The organism is Pirellula sp. SH-Sr6A, from assembly GCF_001610875.1.
GTDB lineage: Bacteria > Planctomycetota > Planctomycetia > Pirellulales > Pirellulaceae > JBKCUI01.
This window is the reverse complement of the sequence record NZ_CP011272.1, coordinates 3,016,327-3,038,727: the sequence shown is the minus strand read 5'-3', so window position 1 is coordinate 3,038,727 and position 22,401 is coordinate 3,016,327. Positions and strand designations below refer to the sequence as shown.

19 protein-coding genes are annotated in these 22,401 nt (G+C 55.8%); 12 read left to right on the top strand and 7 right to left on the bottom strand.

What is annotated here, in order from left to right:
• Window positions 1–99: 99 nt before the first annotated feature.
• Window positions 100–2,178, bottom strand: a complete 2,079-nt coding sequence (gene flhA, locus VN12_RS11835; RefSeq protein ID WP_146677035.1) for a flagellar biosynthesis protein FlhA — start codon at window positions 2,176–2,178, stop codon at window positions 100–102.
• Window positions 2,179–2,423: 245 nt separating this feature from the next.
• On the opposite strand from flhA, the gene VN12_RS11830 reads away from it, so the two are divergent.
• Window positions 2,424–3,485: a sulfotransferase family protein gene (locus VN12_RS11830; RefSeq protein ID WP_168164350.1), complete on the top strand. Its 1,062-nt coding sequence runs from the start codon at window positions 2,424–2,426 to the stop codon at window positions 3,483–3,485.
• 14 nt (window positions 3,486–3,499) lie between these two features.
• Here VN12_RS11830 and VN12_RS11825 read toward each other — a convergent pair whose 3' ends face one another.
• On the bottom strand, window positions 3,500–4,033 hold the full coding sequence (locus VN12_RS11825) for a DUF456 domain-containing protein (protein ID WP_146677033.1): 534 nt from the start codon (window positions 4,031–4,033) through the stop codon (window positions 3,500–3,502).
• Window positions 4,034–4,322: 289 nt separating this feature from the next.
• Between VN12_RS11825 and VN12_RS11820 the strand changes: the two genes are divergently transcribed.
• From VN12_RS11820 to VN12_RS11810, 3 genes are all read left to right on the top strand, one after another.
• Window positions 4,323–4,937, top strand: a complete 615-nt coding sequence (locus VN12_RS11820) for an HNH endonuclease (protein WP_146677032.1) — start codon at window positions 4,323–4,325, stop codon at window positions 4,935–4,937.
• A 15-nt stretch (window positions 4,938–4,952) separates the two neighbouring features.
• A complete protein-coding gene (locus VN12_RS11815; RefSeq protein WP_146677031.1) occupies window positions 4,953–5,504 on the top strand; it encodes a DinB family protein in 552 nt (183 codons plus the stop codon).
• A gap of 94 nt (window positions 5,505–5,598) precedes the next feature.
• Window positions 5,599–5,832: a hypothetical protein gene (locus tag VN12_RS11810; protein WP_146677030.1), complete on the top strand. Its 234-nt coding sequence runs from the start codon at window positions 5,599–5,601 to the stop codon at window positions 5,830–5,832.
• A 94-nt stretch (window positions 5,833–5,926) separates the two neighbouring features.
• On the opposite strand, the gene VN12_RS11805 is transcribed toward VN12_RS11810, so the two are convergent.
• Window positions 5,927–7,270 (bottom strand): ThuA domain-containing protein, encoded by a 1,344-nt coding sequence (locus VN12_RS11805; protein WP_146677029.1) that lies wholly within the window; start codon window positions 7,268–7,270, stop codon window positions 5,927–5,929.
• A 486-nt stretch (window positions 7,271–7,756) separates the two neighbouring features.
• Between VN12_RS11805 and VN12_RS25815 the strand changes: the two genes are divergently transcribed.
• Together VN12_RS25815 and VN12_RS11795 are read left to right on the top strand one after the other, a co-directional pair.
• Entirely contained in the window at window positions 7,757–8,362 is a 606-nt protein-coding gene (locus VN12_RS25815; protein ID WP_168164349.1) for a hypothetical protein, read from the top strand.
• Between the two features lie 504 nt (window positions 8,363–8,866).
• Window positions 8,867–10,210 carry a glycosyltransferase family 4 protein gene (locus VN12_RS11795; protein ID WP_146677027.1) on the top strand — a complete coding sequence of 448 codons (1,344 nt, stop codon included), beginning with the start codon at window positions 8,867–8,869 and terminating at the stop codon, window positions 10,208–10,210.
• On the opposite strand, the gene VN12_RS11790 is transcribed toward VN12_RS11795, so the two are convergent.
• On the bottom strand, window positions 10,207–11,826 hold the full coding sequence (locus tag VN12_RS11790; RefSeq protein ID WP_146677026.1) for a M28 family metallopeptidase: 1,620 nt from the start codon (window positions 11,824–11,826) through the stop codon (window positions 10,207–10,209). The two genes, VN12_RS11795 and VN12_RS11790, sit on opposite strands and share 4 nt — an antisense overlap.
• A gap of 213 nt (window positions 11,827–12,039) precedes the next feature.
• Entirely contained in the window at window positions 12,040–12,213 is a 174-nt protein-coding gene (locus VN12_RS11785) for a DUF1328 domain-containing protein (RefSeq protein WP_146677025.1), read from the bottom strand.
• 545 nt (window positions 12,214–12,758) lie between these two features.
• Here VN12_RS11785 and VN12_RS11780 point away from each other — a divergent pair.
• From VN12_RS11780 to VN12_RS11770, 3 genes are read left to right on the top strand one after another with little or no spacing between them, the layout of a single operon-like run.
• On the top strand, window positions 12,759–13,013 hold the full coding sequence (locus VN12_RS11780) for a hypothetical protein (protein WP_205855252.1): 255 nt from the start codon (window positions 12,759–12,761) through the stop codon (window positions 13,011–13,013).
• A gap of 55 nt (window positions 13,014–13,068) precedes the next feature.
• Window positions 13,069–13,593, top strand: a complete 525-nt coding sequence (locus tag VN12_RS11775; protein ID WP_146677024.1) for a hypothetical protein — start codon at window positions 13,069–13,071, stop codon at window positions 13,591–13,593.
• Between the two features lie 31 nt (window positions 13,594–13,624).
• Window positions 13,625–14,044, top strand: coding sequence for a hypothetical protein (locus VN12_RS11770; RefSeq protein WP_146677023.1), 420 nt, complete (start codon window positions 13,625–13,627; stop codon window positions 14,042–14,044).
• 43 nt (window positions 14,045–14,087) lie between these two features.
• Here VN12_RS11770 and serS read toward each other — a convergent pair whose 3' ends face one another.
• Complete coding sequence (gene serS, locus VN12_RS11765) at window positions 14,088–15,365, bottom strand: serine--tRNA ligase (RefSeq protein ID WP_146677022.1); 1,278 nt, start codon at window positions 15,363–15,365, stop codon at window positions 14,088–14,090.
• Between the two features lie 277 nt (window positions 15,366–15,642).
• Here serS and VN12_RS11760 point away from each other — a divergent pair, with 277 nt between their 5' ends.
• Together VN12_RS11760 and VN12_RS11755 are read left to right on the top strand one after the other, a co-directional pair.
• Window positions 15,643–16,839, top strand: coding sequence for a redoxin domain-containing protein (locus tag VN12_RS11760; protein WP_146677021.1), 1,197 nt, complete (start codon window positions 15,643–15,645; stop codon window positions 16,837–16,839).
• A gap of 50 nt (window positions 16,840–16,889) precedes the next feature.
• Entirely contained in the window at window positions 16,890–17,807 is a 918-nt protein-coding gene (locus tag VN12_RS11755; RefSeq protein WP_146677020.1) for a flagellar motor protein MotB, read from the top strand.
• On the opposite strand, the gene VN12_RS11750 is transcribed toward VN12_RS11755, so the two are convergent.
• The gene (locus tag VN12_RS11750; protein ID WP_168164348.1) at window positions 17,785–20,472 is read right to left on the bottom strand and encodes a ComEC/Rec2 family competence protein; all 2,688 of its coding nucleotides are present in this window, start codon (window positions 20,470–20,472) and stop codon (window positions 17,785–17,787) included. The genes VN12_RS11755 and VN12_RS11750 overlap by 23 nt on opposite strands.
• 213 nt (window positions 20,473–20,685) lie before the next feature.
• Between VN12_RS11750 and VN12_RS11745 the strand changes: the two genes are divergently transcribed.
• Window positions 20,686–22,335: a sigma-70 family RNA polymerase sigma factor gene (locus tag VN12_RS11745; protein WP_240491403.1), complete on the top strand. Its 1,650-nt coding sequence runs from the start codon at window positions 20,686–20,688 to the stop codon at window positions 22,333–22,335.
• Window positions 22,336–22,401 lie beyond the last annotated feature (66 nt).

The following is a 22,401-nucleotide window of genomic DNA, read 5'->3' as shown; positions in this document are numbered from 1 at the left end:
ATCGGTGCGGGCGCAACTCTCATTCTATATGTGACAACATAGCTCACATGAGACACAATGCTGCGCTGAAGTTCTAATTTTACGAAGTTAATTGGGCGATCAATCGCTGACCATTGCTACCGATTCGACTGTCGTATCGCGCGAGACTTCGTTGTAACTCAGTATCCGAATGTTGGGGAGATTGTCTTGCGTGATCTGACGCAAGGGGACACGAATCTTCGGGCTTACCAAGACGCAGAGGGTTCTTCCCTGCTGCTCTAGCTTCTTGAGCCCTTCGGCTATCTTTTGGCAAGTTTTCTGAATGGTCTCCGGCGCCATGCGAATAAAGATACCGCGATCGGTTTGTTCAGCCCCCGCTGCGATTCGATCCTCCATGGCCGGATCCAGCGTGACGACTTTCAGAACTCCCGCATTGTCGCGATACCGATGCGAGATGGTTCGGGCCAATCGGTGTCGGACGTACTCGGTTAGCCAGATTGGGTCCTTCACGCGATGGGCAAAGTCACCTAGCGTCTCGAGGATCAGCCCAAGCTGTCGAATGGGCACATCCTCCCGGAGCAGATTCTGTAGGACTTGTTGAACGTCGGAGAGTTTCATCAGTTGAGGAATCAGCTCCTCCACCACCGTGGGAGCACCCTTCTTCAACTGATCGATTAATTGTTTTGTCACTTCGCGTGTCAGCAGTTCCTCCGCGTGACGCCGTGCGGTTTCTTGGACATGGGTGGCGAGGACCGCGGCGCACTCGGCGACTTGATAGCCGTAAATCTCGGCCTGCTGTCGTTGTTTGGGTTCGATCCAGAAGGCGCGTTTGCCAAAGGCGGGGTCGGTCGTCTCATCCCCTTGAATCGGCCCCAAGGTCAATCCGCTATCGATGGCCAGCAGCCGATCAGGGCGGAGCATGCCGGAAGCGATGCGATTTCCGTTCATCGATAGTTCATACGAGTACTCGGGAAGACTCATCCGATCCTTGATCCGCACCATTGGCAAGAGGATTCCCATTTCGGTCGCCAGTGTGGCCCGAACGGTCGAGATTCGTTTCATCAGATCGCCACCTCGATTGGGATCTGCTAAAGGAATGAGTTTGGCCCCCAGTTCCAGTCGCATCGGATCGACTTCGAGATAATCCTCTGCCTTCTTCTCAGGTGGTGGCTCCTTCTTGGCCTCGCTTTCGGCCTGCTTCTTGGCCGCCTCCTGCAGGGCTCCCTTTTTCACTTGGCTCTTCATCAGGACCGCAAGCCCGATGCATCCGGCTCCCATCGAAAACATCGGCAACGTCGGAAGGCCGGTGAAGATTAACATCATCAAGAACGCACCGGAGATGATCAGCGCCTCGGGGCGTGAAAAGATCTGCTTCAAGAACTCGTTGGAAAAGTTCGACTTCTGGGTGCTGCGAGTCGTGAGCAATGCGGCGGCCAACGAAATCAAAAACGCGGGGACTTGGCTAACCAATCCGTCGCCGATCGTGAGCTTCGAATAGACGTTCGCCGCTTCGACGAGGGTCATGTCGGCGTACATGTAACCCATGTACAAACCGCCGAACAAGTTGATCATGGTGATCGCGATTCCGGCGATTGCATCCCCTCGCACGAACTTCGAAGCACCGTCCATCGCTCCATAGAAGTCGGCTTGCCGCGTGATTTCTTCGCGCCGCCTTTGCGCCTCTTTCTCATCGATCGCACCGGCGCTTAAATCGGCATCGATGGCCATCTGCCTTCCAGGCATCCCATCCAAGGCGAATCGGGCCGCGACTTCGCCGATCCGCGTCGCACCTTTGGTGATCACGATGAAGTTGATCAAGAAGATGATCACAAAGAGAATAATCCCGACTTCGATCGAGTCCCCGGAGACAAACTCCCCGAACGCTCGAATAACATCTCCCGCTGCATCGAGTTTTTCCTCGCCCGCATGCGTCAAGATCAGCCGGGTCGTGGCTAGGTTCAAAACGAGGCGAGAAAGAGTCGTCGCCACCAGCATGGCGGGGAAAATGTTGAACTCGAGGGGTGATTGGATATAGATGGTGGTGAGGAGGACCACCACTCCGATCGCGATGTTGGCCGACAAGAGAACGTCGAGCAAGGACGGGGGAAGAGGGACGAGAATCACCACCAGGCATGCAATGATGCCGATAGGCACGACCGCATCCGTGTAGCGTTCCAATCCTCGCAACCAGTTGCCCATAACCGACTTTCCCCGATGAGACTTGAAGAATTCCCGCAAGATTTCGGAAAGTAGCCGGGAATCTTAGGGGATGTCTATATCGGTTTCTGCGATAGATTTGTAAGGTAGTGCCGGCAGGTCGCTTCTCCGGAATCGAAGCCGGCCCACATGACAGCTAGCTAACGCGATTACCATCTTCAGGAATGTCCTCGGCCGATCCCGCTATCAACGCTTACCCATCTTGGGCTCCCAGATTCTGGCACGGAATGCCGTCAAAGATTTGGTTCCGCCATCTGGCGCGCAATCGGTTTCAATACGATTGGAATCGATTCCATATTGTCCTGGGCGTTAGCTGCTTCATGCCGGGTTCCGATTTGCTTTGCCTCGCACAGCATCTATTGTTTGGCAAGAAAATTGCCGCCACCCCTTTGGTTGCTCCCCCTCTTTTTGTGCTTGGGCATTGGCGCAGCGGAACCACGTTGCTCCATGAACTCTTGACGCTCGATCCGAAGTTTGCCTCGCCAACGACCTTCGAGTGCTTCGCCCCTTCGCACTTCCTGCTGACGGAGGATCTGGTTACGCGATTCGGGGGTTGGCTAATCCCCAACAAGCGTCCCATGGACAACATGAAGGCAGGATGGGCGCTACCTCAGGAAGACGAGTTCGCTCTGATGAACCTGGGGGCTCCCACCCCTTATGCTCACATCATGTTTCCACAACATGACTTTGTGGATGAGAACACGCTTTGCAGCGAGGGATTCTCCCCCGAACAACTTCGCGAATGGAAGCGGCTGTTGGACTGGTTCCTCCGCGCCCTGACGTATAGAACGCAGAAACCCCTCATCCTCAAGAGTCCTCCCCACACGGGACGCATCCAGATTCTTCGGGAAATGTACCCGGATGCCAAGTTCATCCATATCGCTCGCGACCCTCGCAAGCTGTATCCCTCGACGATGAAACTTTGGAAGTCCCTCGAGGCCGTGCAGGGATTGCAGCGTCCGACCGACCATGATCGCTTGTCCGAATTCGTCCTGCGATCCCTTCAGTCCATGTACCAATCATTCGAGAAGGGGCGCCGGGATATGTCGGAATCCCAAATCATCGACGTTCGCTACGAAGAGCTGGTAGCGAATCCTGTCGAAGTGGTGGAGAGGATCTATCGCCAATTGGATATTGGCGACTTCCAGTCGGTCCGTCCGGCCTTGATGGCGAGATCCGATTCGGAAAAGGAATACCAAACCAACCGTTTCGGTCTGGATCCGGAAGTCGAACAACTCGTCATGACGCGATGGCGAGACTACGCAGAGCGGTACGGCTACGGGACCTGAAGGCCAGGATGGCATTAGGTCCAAAGCGCGAGGAGGAGGATGGCGAGTGCTACCGTGCCGCATATCGCCTTGAGCAACGTTCCCAGCAGTTTGCCCCACAGCGCACCCCATCCAATCCGTACTGCCACGTCCCATTCTTTGCCGTCCCAACGCTCCCCCGCGACTGCCCCGCCGAACGCACCGAGCCCGCCGAAGAACAAAGCGGCGATCACATTGCCGACAATGGGGATCGGCGTTCCGACAAAGAGTCCCACCACCGCACCAACAATCGACCCCACCAGGGCGAGGACGGTCCCTTTGCGGGAACCACCCAATTGATTGACCCCCGCAGCCCCGGCGAAGAACTCAACAATCTCCCCCACAATCGCCAACGCGAAGATGCTTCCTAGGGCGAGGATTTCCACCCCTATGGAATGCTCCCCCGGTGCGAAATAGGCCACCCCTGCCGCCAAGGCTAGCAAACCCCAATTCCCTGGCATCCCCAGGAGAGTCAGGGTCCAAAAACCAAAAGCGAGGAGCGAGAGCAGAACAACAACCAGCCAAATCACAAGCAGTCTCCCGTGCGTTCATCCAACGTGTCTGCCGATCGAAGACGGGGCGAAACAAGCTTGGAAAATAGACGTAAAAGGGTCAGTGAAAATTCGAACAATTCAGTCGGTTCTTGGGTCTAACTTTGGAACTCGGATCACAAATGCGGTATTATTGGGTCGAACTTTTCGATCGCAATCCTAGGCGTCCAGCGCCATAGAATCTCGCAGATTCTCTAGCGCTTCGTGCTTAGGAACATCGTGGCACGAGGTTTGGCATTCGGCAGAATACTTACCGGGAGGAGTCAGGATGGGCGATAGCTCTTCATTGGATTGTAGCGTTTTGGTTTTGAACCGATTCTACATGGCGGTTCGCGTCGTCGACGTGCGCCGCGCCATGACGCTCCTCTATCGCGGTTGCGCCGAAGTCATCACGATCGACGAAGACCAGTACTCGAACTACGACTTTGAAAGCTGGTGCGAACTGTCGGAACTGCAGGCGCTTGAAAAACAATCCGACGAGGATTACTTGCGCACTCCCACTCGGGAATTGAAGGTTCCTCGCATCGTTCGGCTCGTTCTCTACGACCGGATTCCCAAGTCAACCGTCCGATTCAATCGCAAAACCCTCTTCGCGCGCGATGGCTACCGCTGCCAATACTGTGGCCAAACCCGACCGATGAGCCAACTCAGCTTGGATCACGTCGTGCCCCGCTCGCAAGGAGGGAAAACGACCTGGGAAAATGTTGTCTGTTCCTGCTTGGGCTGCAACAGCAGAAAGGGTGGAAGAACACCTGTTCAAGCGAGCATGAAGCTGCTCTCGACACCGGTTCGCCCTCAGTCCAACCCCGGCATCGCGATCACTCTCAAAGACCCCCGATACGAATCGTGGAAAACCTTCCTAACCCCAAACATCGCAAGCTGACGGAGTATCTCACGCTTGAATGCTCCCGACTTAGTCCGCCGACTGCATCAGCATCGCATGTGGGTCAGTCATCGTTTGCTGACAGCCGTCCAGTCCTTGTCCGACGATGAGCTCCGTCGGTCATTTCCAATCGGTCAAGGAAGCGTATGGAGAACGCTGACCCACCTGTTTGCTGCCGAGAATGTCTGGCTAGAAGCGTTGCTCGGTAACGAATCGTTTCGAGTACCAGGGGATGTGCCTGGTAAGTTGCCGGGAAATCAAGAGGGAGAAGGAGCGATTGCATCCCTGAGAGAGCTCGTTTTGAAGTGGAATGAGCTCGATCGAAGATGGAATGCCTACCTGGAACGACTCAGCGAAACAGCGCTCGACGATGTCGTTTACAGAACAAGCAGTAGTGCCGGCGCGGCAAAGAGATTTGGAACCAAACGTTCCGACATATTGCTCCACGTGTGCACGCATGCCCAGTACACCACGGCGCAACTCAATAACATGCTGCGTCAATTGGGGCAAAGCACACCGCCCGACGTTATGCTCATCACCCTCGCCAGACAAGAATCCGCTCTCTAGTCCCGACTCTTCATCCTCCTCCTACCCAAATCAGCCAATGCAAGAATGGAACCCTGTGCGAAACGTGGACTGTGTGCCACGGAAGGAATCTACCTTGACAGGTAAAGACTGGTTCTCGCGATTCCTGTGCGCGTTCGCTGTTTCGTTCGTCGTTCTCTGCATGGTGCATTTGTTTCGAGGACGCCAGCTTGTTTTATCGGTAAGTTATGGGTTGGTCTGGGGGCTGCTCACGGCATCGCTTTTTACGGTAATAGGTTACACGAAGTACCGACGATGTCGCGCGTGTGTTACACGCCCTCCCTCAGGTGGCTCGCCGGCCGAGTCATAACCCCTATGCGTCTTCGCCAGTTGGGCAGTCTCTGCAGGCGTACACGCACCACCAAACCAGATGACGCTGTCAACGGAACGAAAGCTGATTTAAGTTACTTCACCCTCGCGCCTGGCAACACAAGCTCGTTGAAGCGATCGATGGGTTCGCGGCAGGACCAAGCGATTCCTCGCAGTAGGACGACGCGAAACAGCGGATCGTCGAACGTCCAGTTGTAATGACCAGGAATGGCAACGAACACTCGCCCTTTTGCCCGTTCGTAGCACCAGATTTGGGGCCAAAGTTTTCCCTCCTCGGGACTGGATGCGAGCAGCGTGATTTGCGCAGGGTCACCGGCCAATGTCCAATAGCTTTCATCGAGCAAATCCAATTCGTCCAAATTCCGGAGAATGGGGTGGTCTGTATTCGCTAACTCCAATCGAAGCGGACCATGGCGGTAACGAATCGCACCCGCTTTGGACGCCATCCCGATCCTTTCAGCAAATGGCGCGGCGCGATCTCCCCCATTCACTGCCCAGTGCAAATAAATCGCTCCGCCCCCTCTCTCAAAATACGCATCCATCTTGCTGGCCCGATCGTCATTCCAATCTCCCTTCTGGAAGAAGATCAAAACATCGGCGGTTTGAAGTTGTTCCTCGCTGGGAAAGTCCCACGCAGTCTCGATCGTGGATTCTTCGGCGGCGGTCAAAAGACTACCCCATTGAACTTGCCAGGCGGGATAATCGTGTTCGCCCGGTCCATGATCTTTCTTTCCCGCCACCAAAACAATCCGCAGGGGCCGAAGCTCTTTGGGCAAAGGAAGAGAGCCGGCCAACGCATCCGAAACCTCCTTCATCGATCGCATCGGTGGTGCAGCAACCTTGCCAGCGATCGGCATGCTGGGTGGCGGCGTAAGCAGAAAGGTCATCAAATCGCGGACCTCCACTTCGGATAGCGGGTCCAGCAAGCCTTCCGGCATGACCGATCGTGCGAGGGATTTCTTCTCGCGAATTCGATCTTTCGCGAGCGGCTGAAGCGCGCCGGTAGAATCCCCTAGAAACAGCCGGCCATCGACCGTTCGCAATACTCCCGATCGTTTTGAGCCATCATCGAGTTCGACTTCGTAAAGGGTGAATTCCGGACGGACCTCTGCGCTAGGCTTCTTAACATCTTGTAGCACCGAAGTGTAGTCCCGTCCGGCGAGAGCACTTAAATCGGGTCCGAGTGATACGCCCACTCCCCTTGCCGTGTGGCATCGAAAGCATCCCGCTGCACCGCTGTGAAAAATGCGACGTCCGCGTCCCCAATTTCCGCCGGCGAGCTCGGGCCCCGAGCCTTGCTGCTCGGAATTGGGTGCCGCACTTTGGGATGGGCGAGATTGGGCAGAAGCGTTTTGGTTGTGGAGTGCGAAAGAGACTGCAACCAGCAGAAACGAAAGAAGCGAGGCGGAGGTAGACATGGACGGGCTCCCGGGAAAGGAAAAGGGAAGCGAAGCATCCGTCTCAGCATAGCAGAAAAGATTCGAGGCCCGAGTTCCGTCGGTGATCGGAGGACCGCACCTCAGCCGGTACGGTTGACGCTCTGAGGTCCCTGGCTACCGCTTTGAATAAGCAAATCAAAGATTTGGGCGGTTATGTAAAAAATCAGCCCATCGGTTTGACGCGATGGGCTGATTTTGATGGGTCATGTCTTACGACAGGCAGTCTGTATTCGCCAATTAGCGGATACGGGTGCTGCTTGCTTGAATGACATGACGCTTGGTGTTCAGGTAAGCGTGTGGGTCAGCAACTGGAGCAGCGGCAGGAGCAGCAGCGGGAGCAGCTACAGGAGCCGATCCGCAGGAGCTGCATCCAGCAGGAGCTGCATCGCAAGCGGTTGCACAAGGATCATCACAGCAAGCGGATTTCTTGCACGAGAAGATCTTCGAGAACAAACCACGCTTCTTGTGTCCACAGCCACTGTCGCAGCTTGGAGCTGCACAGGGATCGCAAGCAGCGATTTCAGCGCCGCAGCTTGGTCCTGCGTTGCATGGATCGCAAGCAGCGATTTCAGCACCACAGGTTGGTCCGCAAGGATCGCAAGATTCAACGCCACAGCTTGGAGCGTGGCTGTGAAGCTTGTGCTTCATTCCTACGAGCTTACACTTCAGGTTGCCCTTGAGCCCCTTGAGTGCATCCAAAACTGGAGTGCGAACGCTGCAGCAGCTTGGTTCGCATGCCGGTGCACACGCTGGTGCACAAGCTACTTCAACACCGCAGCTAGGAGCTGCGTTGCATGGGTCACAAGCGGCGATTTCAACGCCACAGGATGGATCGCATGCGGTTTCAACGCCGCACGAAGGATCACATACCGAGGTATCGCAGCAAGAGCTCGACGCTCCGCAGCCTTTCCCTCCGAGCAAACGGTTCAGAAGGTCGCCACCAAAGCTTTGTCCGCTAAGGGTAGCTCCAATAACCATCGAACCGACAACGATATTCCATTTCATCTGAGCCAAATCTCCCTACGTATATGGTCACTGACCGTCACTCACAGGCCAGAAATGTGCGGTTGAGCGGAGACCGATTTCGGCGCACGAAGTCGCCGCCGAAATCGCCCTCAACTGGCGTGGCTTCTATGCAGCGTTACCGCCACAATGACTTCGTTAGCCTCGTATCCGAGACAGCAAACCTCCTGTTGATTCGCCATCTCACCACACATCCCTGCGTCCAACTTGACCCCTCTGTCAAGCCAGACTTGTAACAGTTGCCGGTCGGGCCCTCCTAGGCCCGTTCAGTACTGGGTCACCGGCAATTCATCGACCGCATCTTGCTACCTCGCCAGAACGCTCTGGTGAGTTAAGATGCGAAGCCGAGGGAAGTATCGGTCAGATTCGGAAACACCCTTGAGGTAGGGAGTTCATTTTTCGAAAAATGACACCACACAAGAACTTACGTAAAATTTGACGCTTGCTGAGACCTTGCTGGCCGCCCGCTTTGTAGCGCCGCAAGGTTTGCCTATCTTTCCCTTCGAGCCCATCAAACATTCATCAATCGATAAAGTCGACCTGGCTTAACCCATGCATTCCCATCCACCCAAGATCGCTTACCTAACCGCCGGAGCTGCAGGGATGTTTTGCGGGTCCTGCCTGCACGACAATGCCCTCGCCAAGGAACTGATTTCCCTCGGCCATGATTGCTTGCTCATCCCCGTGTACACGCCAATTCGAACCGACGATTCCGACGTCAGCATCGACCGGGTATTCATGGGTGGAGTGAATGTGTACCTACAGCAGAAATTTCCTTGGCTAGCTTACACGCCCAAGTGGCTCGATAGCTTTCTGAATCAACCATGGATTATTCGCGCTCTCACCAAGAACGCCGGTAAGACATCCCCCAAACTGCTCGGCCCCCTCACTCTCTCGATGTTGCGCGGTACGCAGGGACGGCAGCGGAAAGAGTTTCTTCGTATGCTCGAGTGGCTCGAGGCGGACGTGCGGCCGGATGTCGTGATATTGACCAACCTACTCATCGGAGGAGGAATTCCAGATTTGCGCCGCCGACTCGATGCGAGTATCTGGGTGACCTTGCAGGGGGATGACATCTTCATCGATTCCCTTTTGCCAAGGCATCGTGAGGGAGTTGTCGAAGCGATGCGAAAACTGGTACCCCTCGTCGATGGCTTCATCGTCCATTCGCGTTCGTATGGGACCAAGATGGAACAGCTCCTTGGGATCCCTGCTGAGAAAGTCCACGTGATACCGCTGGGAATCCCGACTCGAGACTTCCTGACACCTCCCTTACCGGAGCACGATTCCAACCCCAAAGAGCCAAAAAGAGACGAGGACGCTCCATTCACCATCGGCTACTTCGCGCGCATGGCGACGGAGAAGGGATTGCATCGATTGGTAGACGCGTTCGTGGAGATTGCCAAGAAGCCCCAATACTCACACGTTCGACTCAAGATGGCGGGCTGGATGGGACCGCAACACGAAGCGTATTGGAATGAGCAACTCGCCAAGCTTCGAATTCCAGAACTGGAAGGGCGATGGGAATATGTGGGGGCGATCGATCGAAAGGAAAAGACCGCCTTTCTGCAAAGCATCGATCTATTCTGTGTCCCCACCGTTTACGAAGAACCCAAAGCACTGTTCTTGCTCGAGGCGATTGCGAGCGGGGTCCCTTATGTACAGCCCGCTCACGGCGCATTCCCCGAGATCCACGCGAGGGTCCATTCGACCGAGGGGGCTCCTGTCCTCGGTCGGCTGTTCCAGCCCGATGCGCCTGATCATCTCCGCATGGAACTCATTCGTATGATCGAAGAACGCACGACGCGTATCGCTCCTACCGCATCCCTTTTGGAAGAGATCGGAATCCAAAAGCATGCTGAGCGGGTTGCCTCGCTCGTGACTGCGAAGCGCTAGGGTTTCGCTTCGACTGCAGTGGGTGCTGCGGGTGTGGTAACCGGCGTGGGTGCCGCGGAAGTTCCCTCCGCTTTCACCGCTTCGGTTTTGGGAGGCTCCGCTTTCGCAGCCTCTCCCTTGGCTCCCTCCGGAGTGGCTGGCTCGACGGGGACTTTCAATGGCCCCTTTTCGGCTGCCATGTGCGCGGTCAAGTAAAACAACTTGGCCGCTGCTGCGATCTTGTCGTAATTGATCCGCGAGGGAAGGTCGGTTGGTCGGTGGTAATCGGGATGGAATCCTCCGAACAAGAATGCAACCGAGATCCCTTTCTTGAAGAAGTTCGCTTGGTCGCTTCGTCCGAAGACTCCCTCTTCATCAAACTCAAACTCCAAATTCACGTGCTTGTTTGCTTCCATGATCACATCGTGTAGGGACTTGTCTCCCTTTTGGCTGCCCACCAGGTGAAGGGATCGCAGGTTGTCCTCCGGTTTATCCCCGTCCTTCTCCTCGTTGCGCCCCACCATGTCGATATTGAGCATGCACACCATCTTGTCCAAAGGCAGGACAGGGTTGTTGCAGTAGTGGGCTGAACCAACGAGACCCATTTCCTCAGCTGCAAACCAGAGGAAAAGCACGCTTCGCTTTGGCTTGACCGGGTTCGTCGCCATCGCCTTGGCGATATTCAGCAACGCGGTGGAACCCGAACCGTTGTCGTCGGCACCAGGATGGATCTCACCGCGGCTCACTCCCAAATGGTCAAGGTGAGCGCCGATGACGACGTACTCGTTATTCAAGCTGGGATCTGAACCACGTTGCCATGCGAGCACGTTCGGTACTGCAACCGGTTCTTCTCGCAATCGGATTTGGAGTGTGAGCGAATCCTCGACGGTTTTTGACTCCATCGCGGCATTGTCAGGCATGTCCATCCAAGTCAACGGAACACCGGCGGCATTGGAGATGAGAGTTGCTGCCACTCGAGAAATGGTCCCGGCGGCGCTGTTCGACGTTCGGCCTCCACGCTTCAACTGAGGGGTCGATTGCGGCTCCTTGTCCGTGACCTGCATCATTCCAATGGCTCGCTGCTGTCCAAGTAAGAAGCTAGCTCGTCCCTCGTTCTTCGCGTCAGCGACGTAAAGAACAATCCGCCCCGCCAAACTCTTCTCTTCAAACCGGGGCGAGTCCCCGACCAACCGAACAAACGCTAACTTGCCCGCCAACTCGGGTTGGGAAGGAAAACGGTCCAGGCCTACATTCTTGTCCAGTGGAATGATCAATCCCCCCGGCCCAGCCAGCTTCGACTGCGCGCCATCGACGAACAGCTTGGTCATGGGAAGCATCTGGAAATAAGTTCCTCCATCCCCCATCGGCTCAAGCCCGAATTCGGCTGCCTTCCCAGCGACCCAGTGCGCAGCCCGAACATAACCCAATTGGCCTGTCCCGCGACCTTCGAAGCCTGGCCCTGCCAAAATACCGAGCCAGTCCTGCGACTGCTCTTTTGTAATCGAATCGAAGCCCACGGAGAGAGGTTCGGGGGCTGGCAAGGACCCATCGTATTGAGCTACCAGCAGCGTGGACGAACAAAGCGACGTGGCCCAGAAGCCACACAAGCAAGAGAATCGATTTAACGCACGAAACATGGATCAACCTTAGGAAGAATGCACCGGACCCGCGGCGAGACTACCGTCCCATCGACTCTCCAATGGTAAACATGTCACCCATGAAAATCGACCGTTTTCCGCGCTCCCGATGGAGCTTTCCTCCCGATTCTACCTCTGTGCCAGCCCCGTACTCTGTGCCAGCCCCGTACCCAATAAAGCCCAGGAGCTGGCGACCAGCATCCTGCCAAGTGGTTAAACCGCCGATCGTCCATTCGTCAAATTCGCGATCAAGCTCAGTGCGAACAAGACGATGAAAACGAAAAACAGGATCTTGGCAATTCCAGCCGCGCTCGCAGCGATGCCACCAAACCCGAATGCAGCAGCGATCAAAGCCAAAACCAAAAAACTAAGTGCCCATGACAACATGATATTTGTTCCTATCTGAGTGATTCGTTGGTGCGTGGGATCTGAGAGTCTTCACCCCCCGCTTTTCACACGCTTCTGCTGGAACGAATCGCAATCGGGATGCCAATCGATGCCTTGGGGCAGAAGCCTTGGCGATTTAGTGAGATCCTTTGCGAAATCGATCGCTCATCGCTCAGTCCTGCACCACCGCTGCGCGACGGACTCCCATGCTGACCGCCCAGCATGCCTCGTCGCGTCGCCCAGGATAGACCTTTCCCCATTCAACTCCCGCGGTAGATAGCGAAAGCCCCTCTACCGATTTGCGGCACGTCGATTGCATTACAGAGAAATACCATACCGATGGCAATGTGCGGACGCCGGTGCATTCATCGCATCGTGAATCGAATAGGGAATCACATTGTCACTCACATCGTGAATCCCATCGTAACTCGCATATTGAATTTCACAGCAGGGTGCACTGCCGAGCTCGATAGGTGGTCTCGATTGTAGATCACGCGTTGAATCGACAGTCTCTCAGTGCTCATCCCACGAAGGAGTACCAGAACATGGCAACGATCGAACACGAGTCGACGCTTTCGGAGAAGATCTCGGACAGCATGCAGGGGAAGGACGAGCCGATGGAGACCAATCATCCGCTTGCCCCTGCTGCGTTGGTCTTCCTGACCTATCCCTTGATCCTAATGGTGGCGACGCTCGTCATTGTTGGAACGCTTTGGTTTTTCGGCGTCTTTGGCGGAGCGGGGTCGACAACCCCTGCGGAATCCAATCCTGCTCTCCCGCCACCCATCAAACCCTTGTAACTCTAGTTTCGTCTATCTGCACGGTTATTAACAAACAAATGCACCGAGGAAAATCATGAACAACTCTTGCAAAAATACATCGGCATCCACACCGCTTCACAAGCAACTCACCAATGAAGATCCTTTGACCGGCGAATCTGGCGCGCATCCCATTGGGACTGGGCTGGGGGCCGTGGTAGGAGGGGCGGCGACCGGTGCTGCGGTCGGTTCCGTCGCCGGCCCTATCGGGACCGTTGCGGGGACGGTGGTCGGAGGTATCGCGGGTGCCTTAGCGGGCAAGGCGATCGCCGAGGAAGTGAACCCTACTGTCGAGCTCGAATATTGGCAAAGCGAGTACCGCAATCGCCCGTACTACAACGAAGCTTTTCCGTTTGAGTGGTATGCACGTGCTTATCGAGCCGGATGGGAAGCTTCTAACGACGGGCATGCTTGGGATCAAGCCGAAGCGTCCGCCAAGCAAAAGTTCGAAGTGGCCGCTTGGGAGAATGAAGGAGGTGCACTCAGCATGACTTGGGCGGAAGCAAGGGAAGCGGCGCGGGATGCGTACGAGCGAATTCAGAAACGCCGCCGGGGTCAGTAACCCAAAATTTCACCCCCAAGGAATCTCCAATATGAATTCCCACAGTTTCGCCGAGGAAGTCAACGATCCCAATTCGATCGAGCGCGATCGTATCCCGGTCCTGAAGATCCTGGCAGAACATGATCACAACACGGGCCGAGTCCACGAACTCCTATGCCATGCGAGAAATCAACTGTCAGAAGAGTTCGATGCGTGGCACCGAGCGCACGTCACGGGCGAGGACGATCGTTCCGTCGAGATTCTGGACCGAATGCTGGAGCACGCCAAGCAAATCGAGGCCGACGCGCTGGTGTACGAGCTGACGACACTCGGGCTGTTGATTCGACAGGTTGCAGCCAGCGAACGGGTTGCTCAGGCGACCGCTCGAATGCAAACGGAGCTGCAGGGTGTCTTGGTGGAACTGAAACGATGGGAGCTTCGGGAACGCTTGGACGGGCTCGCCGCTGGATAACCGTGCGAGCGGGTCCGGCATGAAAGAAAACCTGAGTCGCTTATCAGCCGATACGTTCTTTGCCCATCCAAGGCTGTAAGACCTTGGGAACGACAATCGAACCATCCGCCTGCTGATGGTTCTCCAGAATGGCAATGATCGCGCGGCTGATCGCAACGGCAGTCCCGTTTAACGTATGGACGAAATGCGTTCCTTTCTCATTCTTGTTCTTATAGCGAATGTTCAATCGTCTCGCTTGGTAATCGGTGCAGTTGGAGGTGCTGGTTACTTCGCCCCACTCTCCGGTCTCACCCCGTCCGGGCATCCACGCCTCTAAATCGTATTTGCGATAGGCAGGGCCGCCCAAGTCGCCGGTGGCAGTATCCACCACGCGATAGGGAACTTCCAACGCATCGAACAGATCGCACTCGATCTGACGAAGCTCTTCGTGGATCGCATCGCTTTGGCTTTCCAACGTGAAGGCGAACATCTCTACCTTCGTGAACTGATGGACGCGATAAAGTCCCTTGGAGGCGCGGCCTGCAGCGCCGGCTTCGGTGCGGAAGCAATGGCTGATACCGACTAGCTTGAGGGGCAATTGCTCCGCTTCTAAGACCAAACCGGAGTACATTCCCCCGAGCGTGATTTCTGCGGTGGCTACCAAATTCAAATCGGAATTCTCGACACTATAAATCTGCGTCTCGGGTCCGCGAGGAATGAACCCGATGCCATGAAGGGTCGAGGTATTAGCGAGATCGGGTGTCGAAACGGGAACAAAGCCTTTCCGAACAAGCTGCTGCACCGCAAATTGCTGCAGAGCCAACTCGAGCAAGACGGCATCGTTTTTCAAGAAGTAGAAGCCTGCTCCCGCGACGCGTGCTCCCGCTTCAAAGTCGATCAGGTCATGAAGCTTTCCGAGCTCCAAGTGATCCTTGGCGGGAAAATCGAAGTGGGGAATCGGCGTCTTGCCTCGCGCGATCTCCAAATTGGCTAGGTCGTCACCCCCGATTGGCGCCGCAGGATTGGTCATGTTCGGGATATGCGCGAGGATTCCGAGAATCTCTTTGTCCAAGGCGTCGTGCTCGTGCTGAGCCGCCTCTTTCTGTTCTCGCAGCAGCTTCCCCTGCTCCTTCAACCCTTCGCGTTCCGCAGGGGTGGCGGACTTCATCTTGGAATTGATGTCGTTCGCCTTCCGATTCAAATCCTCGGCTTCCGTCAGTTTGGCGCGCCGCCTCGTCTCGACTTCGACGAATCGGTCCAAATTCGATGCGGGCACGCCTCGGTTCACACAATTCTGTTTGACGGCGTCCAGGTTTTCGAGAACGAACTTTCGGTCGAGCATAGGTAACTTATTCCGTGGTCAAGAATCATGGCTGGGAGCCGGGCCTCAAGGGGGGAGAGTGTATCGAATCCAGTCCAGGTTTCCAACGGAGAAGAGGCGTTCCGGAGCATTTCTAACAAGGGATCGAATTTTTCCCCGTTTCCCTTCCCAGGGGAGGCGGATATCCTCGTAGGGTCCGCATCAGGCAACCGGGGCGCCGTGCGGATGGGTTCGAATTCCCTGAGTACCGTTTGAAGGCCCTGATGACACCGACCGTGCCGGACTGCAAGGACCCTACATGAAGATGACCCATTCCGTGAACATCAAGCGAGTTTGGAAGAACGTTCGACGAGCAATTCTCGCTTCCTGCATCGCTTGCACCGCCATTCAACTTTCCGGTGCAACCCTTCGGGCCGAAGAAAAATTGACCATTGGCTCGACCGCTCCTGCTCTCGATATCCAACATTGGATCTCGAACGGTGAAGGCAAATTCAAGCCGGTAACCAGGTTCGAGAACGGCAAAATCTATGTCGTCGAGTTCTGGGCGACTTGGTGCGGACCCTGCGTGTCGAGCATGCCCCACTTGGTGAAGATTCAAAAAGAGTTCGCGGACAAAGGGGTCCAGATCGTCAGCGTCAGCGATGAAGATACCGATACGATCAAGGAATTCTTGGACCAGAAATTCGAGGCTGACGACGAAGCCGCCGAGGGGGGCAGCAAAAAGGAAAAACTGACCGCCAAAACGTACCGAGAGCTGACCAACGCCTACTGCTTGACGGCGGATCCAGATGCTTCCACGCACGAAGCCTACATGAAGGCCGCCAATCAAAACGGTATCCCTTGTGCCTTCATCGTCGGAAAGGACCAGAAGATCGAATGGATCGGACATCCAATGGAAATGGATAGCGTTCTCACGCAAGTCGTCGATGGAAAATGGGACCGCGCTGCGTATCTGGCTGAGTTCCAAGAAAAGGAAAAGCTAGAAGAGCTCTTCGGCAAAATCGGCAGCAGCATGCGACGAGGAAAACCACAGCAAGCCATCGAACTGATCGATGAAGCCCTCGCGACATCGAAAAACGAAGAGATCATCACCCAACTCCGACTCGCCAAACTCCAAGTTCTTCTCCAAGACAAAGATTCCGCAGACAAACTCCCCGCTGTCCTCACCGAAACGTATGCGTCTTACGAAGGACGCCCCGAAGTCATCAACATGGTGACATGGACCATTTATGAGCTGGCCGATGCTGGTGAACTCAAAGATAAAAAATTGATCAAACAGGCCCGACAGGCTGCTCAAAAAGCTGCCGAGAAAGCGTCGGCTGACATGAAGGCCGGTATCCTCGACACCGTGTCCCACCTCCAGTTCGTTGAAGGAGACACGGCCGGAGCGATCAAAACGCAAGAGCTAGCAATCTCTCTCGTCAAAGACGAGTCCAAGGAAGAGTACCAAGTTTTTCTAGATGAATTGAAAGCTGCCTTAAAAGAAAAGCGATAGATCCCAAGTTCGGCTTGATCCAGTCCCTTGGAATTGATACAGCATCATTCATGGGTACCAAGATCGAACTGCACAGCCAAAACGACGCACAGCGCTCCCGCATTGCCTGCGGGAGCGTTTTGCTTGCGCTGTGTTGGGCATCGCTCCTTTGTCTCTCCGGTTGCAATCGAAGCAATCCGTACCTCACGGCCAGCCCCTCGGGCTTCACGCTTGCCGGAAATCAGCCCATTGCGCCCGAAATGCAACAGCAGTTCTCCGCGCAAATGGCGGAAGTCGAACGGCGGGCCAAGCTGCTCGATGAGAACAATCGACAGCTCACCACACAGCTTGCCCAATCGCAGCAGCAGATGCAACTGTACAAAGAGCGAGCGGACCTCATGCAACGCCAGCTTGCTGAGGTCAACAATCAATTACAAAACACGCGCATGGCCAATGCTCAAACGAGCCAACAGGCGCGTGGGTTGGCGGACCGTCTTCAAAGCATGGAATCTTCTCAACAGAGACGCGGTGGCGCGAAACTGACGGCGAACACCAGCGGGCGAGTCAGCAGCGGATCGCTCCGTGAGTTGGGGCTGGCCGTGGAAGAAGACAATGGGGTCATTCGGGTTCGTGTTCCTGCCGACCAACTCTTTCAGACTGGAACCTCCCAACTCTCCCCCTCTGCTTCGGGGATCCTCGATCGAGTCGCTCAGGTTATCGCAGCCGATTACAAACGGCAGCGCATTGCGATCGAAGGTCACACCGACAATGGCCCGCTCTATGGAGGAACCTATTCGACCAGCCATCAGCTGGCGGCCGCGCAGTCCAATGCCGTCTTGGAGCATCTAACCCGGCGCAATCAGCTCCCGCCATCCCAACTCTTCACCTTGGCGCACGGCGAGAACTATCCTGTCGGAGACAATCAGACTCCTGCAGGTCGATTTGCGAATCGACGTATCGAGTTTGTTATCTATCCGGAAACGTGGTAGCGAGCTCCCATTCACCCTCTCGCCACAACTTCGCAACCATCCCGCCGTCGCTGCGGATTTCAAATCGAATGGCGCGGTCGCGCGCGGTGAGATAGAGCTGGCGTCCCGAAGCCCCAAACAACGCCTCCACTTTTGGGGAAAGGGTCTTGGCCGATCCACTCACCACGACGGCGTCAGGCTCACACCACGCAACGACTTGGTCGGCCCGGGCGCTCAACGAACCATGGTGGGGAGCCATCAGCAAATCAACATCGATGTGACGCAGCCCGAGCAACTGCGACGTTCCCGGAGGCTCTAGATCTCCAGGCAGCAGCAATCTTCGACCGGCGTACTCGATCAGCAAGCAAAGGCTATCGGCGTTGTCGCTCCCGAGGCTACCTCCTTGATGCGGATGCAGTGCCATCAAGCTCCAATTGCGTCCCTCTTCTGCATGCCCAGCGCGCCACGTTTCCACCGGAACCTTCGCGGATTCCAGGCGAGTTAGCAGGTCGCGAAGGGCGGGATCGGAATGCTCCCAGACTTGGGGTGTAGTCACCAAGCGGCGGATCCAGAACCGCTCGAGCAATCCGGGTATGGCATTGAAGTGATCCGCGTCGGCATGCGAAAGAACCAACGTATTAATCGTGGCGTGGTTCATCGCCCATAACGAATCCGCCATGACCCGATAGCTCTTGTCGTGGTCCCCCATGCGACCTGCGTCGTAGCACCACAACGCGCGATCGGGGGTTTCGACCCAAACATGGCATCCATGCCCCACGTCGAAGAATGTGATCGATAGTCCGGGGGACGGCATCCATGTTCGCTCGATCCACCGCCGGACTGGATGGTAAGCGAGCCCCACCATCATCCACGCCATAAGCAGATAGAGCACGCGACGTCGACCGCGAATCCGACGCACGCCGTGCCACCATGCTGCCCCGATACCGAGGGCATAGAACGAGAACAACCAAACCATCGGCGGAGCGGGAGCCCAAAAGTGCCCGCCAGGCAGTCTCTCCCCCCATGCCACGAATACATCCACCAGCCCTAACGATCCTCCGCAAATTCCCCCGAGGATCGCTCCGAATGGGTCCAGCCAGCCTAACAAGATCATGCCGAGCCCGGCTGTCAGCGCGATGAGCATCAAGGGGGAAAGCAAGACATTTAGCGGGATCGCAACAGGACTTATCACATGAAACCCGCTCCATACCAACGGAGCGGTCAAGAACCAAACCCAGAAACTTGCTCGGAACATGTCGATGCACTGAATGCGAAACGAGCGCATGGTTCGCCGGACTTTCCCATGCCTCGCTTCGATCAACGACAGGAGGGGTGCTGCCCGTCGCACCAAGCGTTCGCCGGAGAGTATCAGCACTGCAACAGCTAAAAAGGATAGCTGGGTTCCTAGTTCGAAGAACACGGCCGGCCTCCCCAGCATCAGTACCAATCCTGCGAACGCCAAGTTGTTGAGGCTGGACGATTGCCAATCCAAGAGCCTGGCAACAAAGGTCACGCTCAACATAATCGCAGCTCTCATCACCGGTGGGTTGGTTCCGCATAGGAGCGTATATCCCCAAATCACGAACCCCACGGTGAGAAACAAGTAGGTGCGGCGCAGAGAGCAAGCCGTACCCATCAATAAGAGGGCTGTCGACAGCATCTCGATGTGCATTCCCGAGATCGATAGCATGTGAATGGACCCCGTTGCCAACAGGTCTTCTTGCAAACGCCATGCGACCATGTCGCGTTGCCCTAAGATCAAAGCAGACGCCAGCGGGAACTGTCCGAACGGAACATGCCTTTCCATCGATTGCAGCGCAATGTGCCCCACCCATGCCAAGAACCGATCCGCTCTCCAGCGATCGGGGGCGGAGCGGATTCTCAGTTGATCCGGACCGTCCGCTCGAGCTTGAGCCGAGTAGCCTCGATCTGCATAATACGACGCCAAATCGAATTGCCCTGGATTGCGTGCTTGGCTCGGTAGCTTCCACTGGCAGAAAACTTCTACCGAATCGCCCGGCAGGATCGCATCCAATCGGCCATCGACAATGAGCGGAACGCGAGCCTGCACTCTCTTCCAGGTCCCCCCAATCCGAACCTGCGAGACTTCTAGTACCGTCTGCGATTGCCAGTCCTCCTGGGTGACGGTCCCCGGACGCGCAGTGGAATCGGTCTGCTTGGAACCGGGGAGGGGCATGACGGCCCGTCGATAACGAACAGGACTGTCGACCGAGCCTCGCAGCGCGACGGGGCTCCAGTGAAGAGGGTCCAAGCCGGTTAAGCTAGCCGCGGCCTCTTTCCAATGGGCCAGTTGGCGCTCGGCTCGCGTCCGTTGATTCCCCGCATAGAAGCTAAAAGTTGCGCCGAACAAAAGACAGAGCGGGAGGAACCAGACTTCGATACCGAGACGCGAGCCAACCTGCGCGATTCCTCGCAGGGCCATGGCGGTACCGACGAGAAGCAATGTCCACGGTACCCATCGACCCACCCAGAGTTCAAGAGTGACTGCCAGCAGTACCGCCACCAGCCCGCTCACCATCGGGAGACGGGAGGCCATCGGGAGACGGGAGGCATGTCGAACCATGTTGGTCAGGACCGGCCGAAACCGTTCCAGGCAATACCATGGCAGGCGCGGATAGGATCGAGGGGCGTTGTCGATCGGCATCATGTTGAAAAAAAACGACATCGGGGCGTGGCGAATTTTCGACGACCAAATTCTCTTGAATCGGTGCGAACTCGAATTATAGACGCATGAACCCAGTCTTTTCATTGGTGGCGACACTTTCTCGCCATTTTCTTCCCGTCCTGCGGCACGCCCCCTGCATTGAACTCCTGTCACCAAGACGGAACCAGTTGCTCCGACGACGCATCACAGTCACTCCACACGATGGGCCAAGCTATGACTCGACGAACCACCTCTCGAACCACCCGACGCGGAAGCAAAGCCGGATTCACGTACGCCAACGAAGATCGCGATTACGGCAGCTGCTACGAAGGCCTCTACGACGGAAACGTCCAAGAAGAGGAAGAAGAAGAGGACGTTGAGAGCGACGACAGCTTTGATGTCGAGCTCGACGAAGAAATGGTCGACGAAGAAACCGGACTGTTCGATTCCGAAGACGGTGAAGTCGTCGATGCCACCGAAGATCCTGTCCGCATGTACCTGATGCAAATGGGCGAAATCCCTTTGCTCACCCGCCAGCAAGAAGTCACGGCGGCTCGCCTTATCGAGATGACACGTTCAGCCTACCGCCAGTGGATGCTCGCAACCGATTTCATGTTGCAAGGAGCCACCAAACTCCTCGAGCAAGTCCGAGACGGGAAGCTTCGACTCGATCGCACCATCGAAGTCAGCGTTACCAATGCCGCAGAGAAAGTCGCCATCATGCGACGCATCGGACCCAACATCAAAACCCTTCGTCACCTCCTACTCCGCAATCACGGCGATTACTACACCGCCATCAGCAAAGGGAACACCATCGAAGCTCGCCGGGCTGCTTGGAAACGACTCGTCTGTCGTCGCAACAAGGCGGTTCGATTGATCGAAGAGATGAACCTTCGGGCCAATCGCTTGGAACCCATGTTCACCAAGCTGACTGCGATCCAATCGCAAATGTCGGTTCTGAAGACTCGCATTGAAGAAGCCAAGAAGAATGGCCACTGCGACGGTACCCCGCTCAAGCAGCTGTACGATGAACTCCGATACTTGATGCGAATCACCTACGAAACCCCCGCAACCCTTGAACGCCGCGTATCGAAGGTACAAGCCAATCGCATGAAATACGATGCGGCCAAACGAGAGCTCTCCGCAGGAAATCTACGCCTAGTCGTCTCGATCGCAAAGAAATATCGCAACCGCGGACTCAGCTTCTTGGATCTGATCCAAGAAGGAAACACGGGGCTCATGCGAGCGGTAGACAAGTTCGAGTATGAGCGAGGATTCAAGTTCTCGACCTACGCAACTTGGTGGATCCGACAAGCGATCACCCGAGCCATCGCAGACCAAAGCCGTACGATCCGAGTCCCCGTGCACATGATTGATACCATGAGCAAAGTACGCCAAGTCACCCGCGACCTGATCCAAGAATTGGGCCGAGAACCAAGCGTCGAAGAAACCGCCGAGCGAGCTGGATTGTCCCTCGACGATGCTCGCGTCGTGATCAAGATGGCTCGCCAGCCCCTCTCGCTCGATCAACCGGTCGGCGATCACGACGATAGCTTCTTCGGCGAATTTCTCGAAGACTATCGCGACGATGATCCCTTGTACGAAACCAACCAGCAAACCCTTAAGCAGCAAATCCAAGAAGCGATGCAAACGCTGAACTATCGCGAGCGAGAAATCCTCAAGCTCCGATACGGCTTGGCAGATGGCTACGCCTATACTTTGGAAGAAGTTGGAAAGATCTTCCAAGTCACTCGTGAGCGTGTTCGCCAAATCGAAAGCAAAGCGGTAAAGAAATTGCAGCACCCGCAACGAAGCAAATCCCTCTCGAGCTTTGTCGATGGCGTCGATATCCCCGCCTATCTCGAACACAGCCAAGGGGAGTAAACCCCGAGGCAATCGAACACAGCCAAGGGGAGTAAACCCCGAGACCATTCGACAAAAAAACCCGGC

Excerpts from the sequence above, each read along its gene's own strand:
- flhA (WP_146677035.1), bottom strand. The coding sequence starts at position 2,178 with ATGGGCAACTGGTTGCGAGGATTGGAACGCTACACGGATGCGGTCGTG.
- VN12_RS11830 (WP_168164350.1), top strand. The coding sequence starts at position 2,424 with ATGCCGTCAAAGATTTGGTTCCGCCATCTGGCGCGCAATCGGTTTCAA.
- VN12_RS11820 (WP_146677032.1), top strand. The coding sequence starts at position 4,323 with ATGGGCGATAGCTCTTCATTGGATTGTAGCGTTTTGGTTTTGAACCGA.
- VN12_RS11805 (WP_146677029.1), bottom strand. The coding sequence starts at position 7,270 with ATGTCTACCTCCGCCTCGCTTCTTTCGTTTCTGCTGGTTGCAGTCTCT.
- VN12_RS11795 (WP_146677027.1), top strand. The coding sequence starts at position 8,867 with ATGCATTCCCATCCACCCAAGATCGCTTACCTAACCGCCGGAGCTGCA.
- VN12_RS11790 (WP_146677026.1), bottom strand. The coding sequence starts at position 11,826 with ATGTTTCGTGCGTTAAATCGATTCTCTTGCTTGTGTGGCTTCTGGGCC.
- VN12_RS11785 (WP_146677025.1), bottom strand. The coding sequence starts at position 12,213 with ATGTTGTCATGGGCACTTAGTTTTTTGGTTTTGGCTTTGATCGCTGCT.
- VN12_RS11780 (WP_205855252.1), top strand. The coding sequence starts at position 12,759 with ATGGCAACGATCGAACACGAGTCGACGCTTTCGGAGAAGATCTCGGAC.
- VN12_RS11775 (WP_146677024.1), top strand. The coding sequence starts at position 13,069 with ATGAACAACTCTTGCAAAAATACATCGGCATCCACACCGCTTCACAAG.
- VN12_RS11770 (WP_146677023.1), top strand. The coding sequence starts at position 13,625 with ATGAATTCCCACAGTTTCGCCGAGGAAGTCAACGATCCCAATTCGATC.
- serS (WP_146677022.1), bottom strand. The coding sequence starts at position 15,365 with ATGCTCGACCGAAAGTTCGTTCTCGAAAACCTGGACGCCGTCAAACAG.
- VN12_RS11760 (WP_146677021.1), top strand. The coding sequence starts at position 15,643 with ATGAAGATGACCCATTCCGTGAACATCAAGCGAGTTTGGAAGAACGTT.
- VN12_RS11755 (WP_146677020.1), top strand. The coding sequence starts at position 16,890 with ATGGGTACCAAGATCGAACTGCACAGCCAAAACGACGCACAGCGCTCC.
- VN12_RS11750 (WP_168164348.1), bottom strand. The coding sequence starts at position 20,472 with ATGTCGTTTTTTTTCAACATGATGCCGATCGACAACGCCCCTCGATCC.
- VN12_RS11745 (WP_240491403.1), top strand. The coding sequence starts at position 20,686 with ATGACTCGACGAACCACCTCTCGAACCACCCGACGCGGAAGCAAAGCC.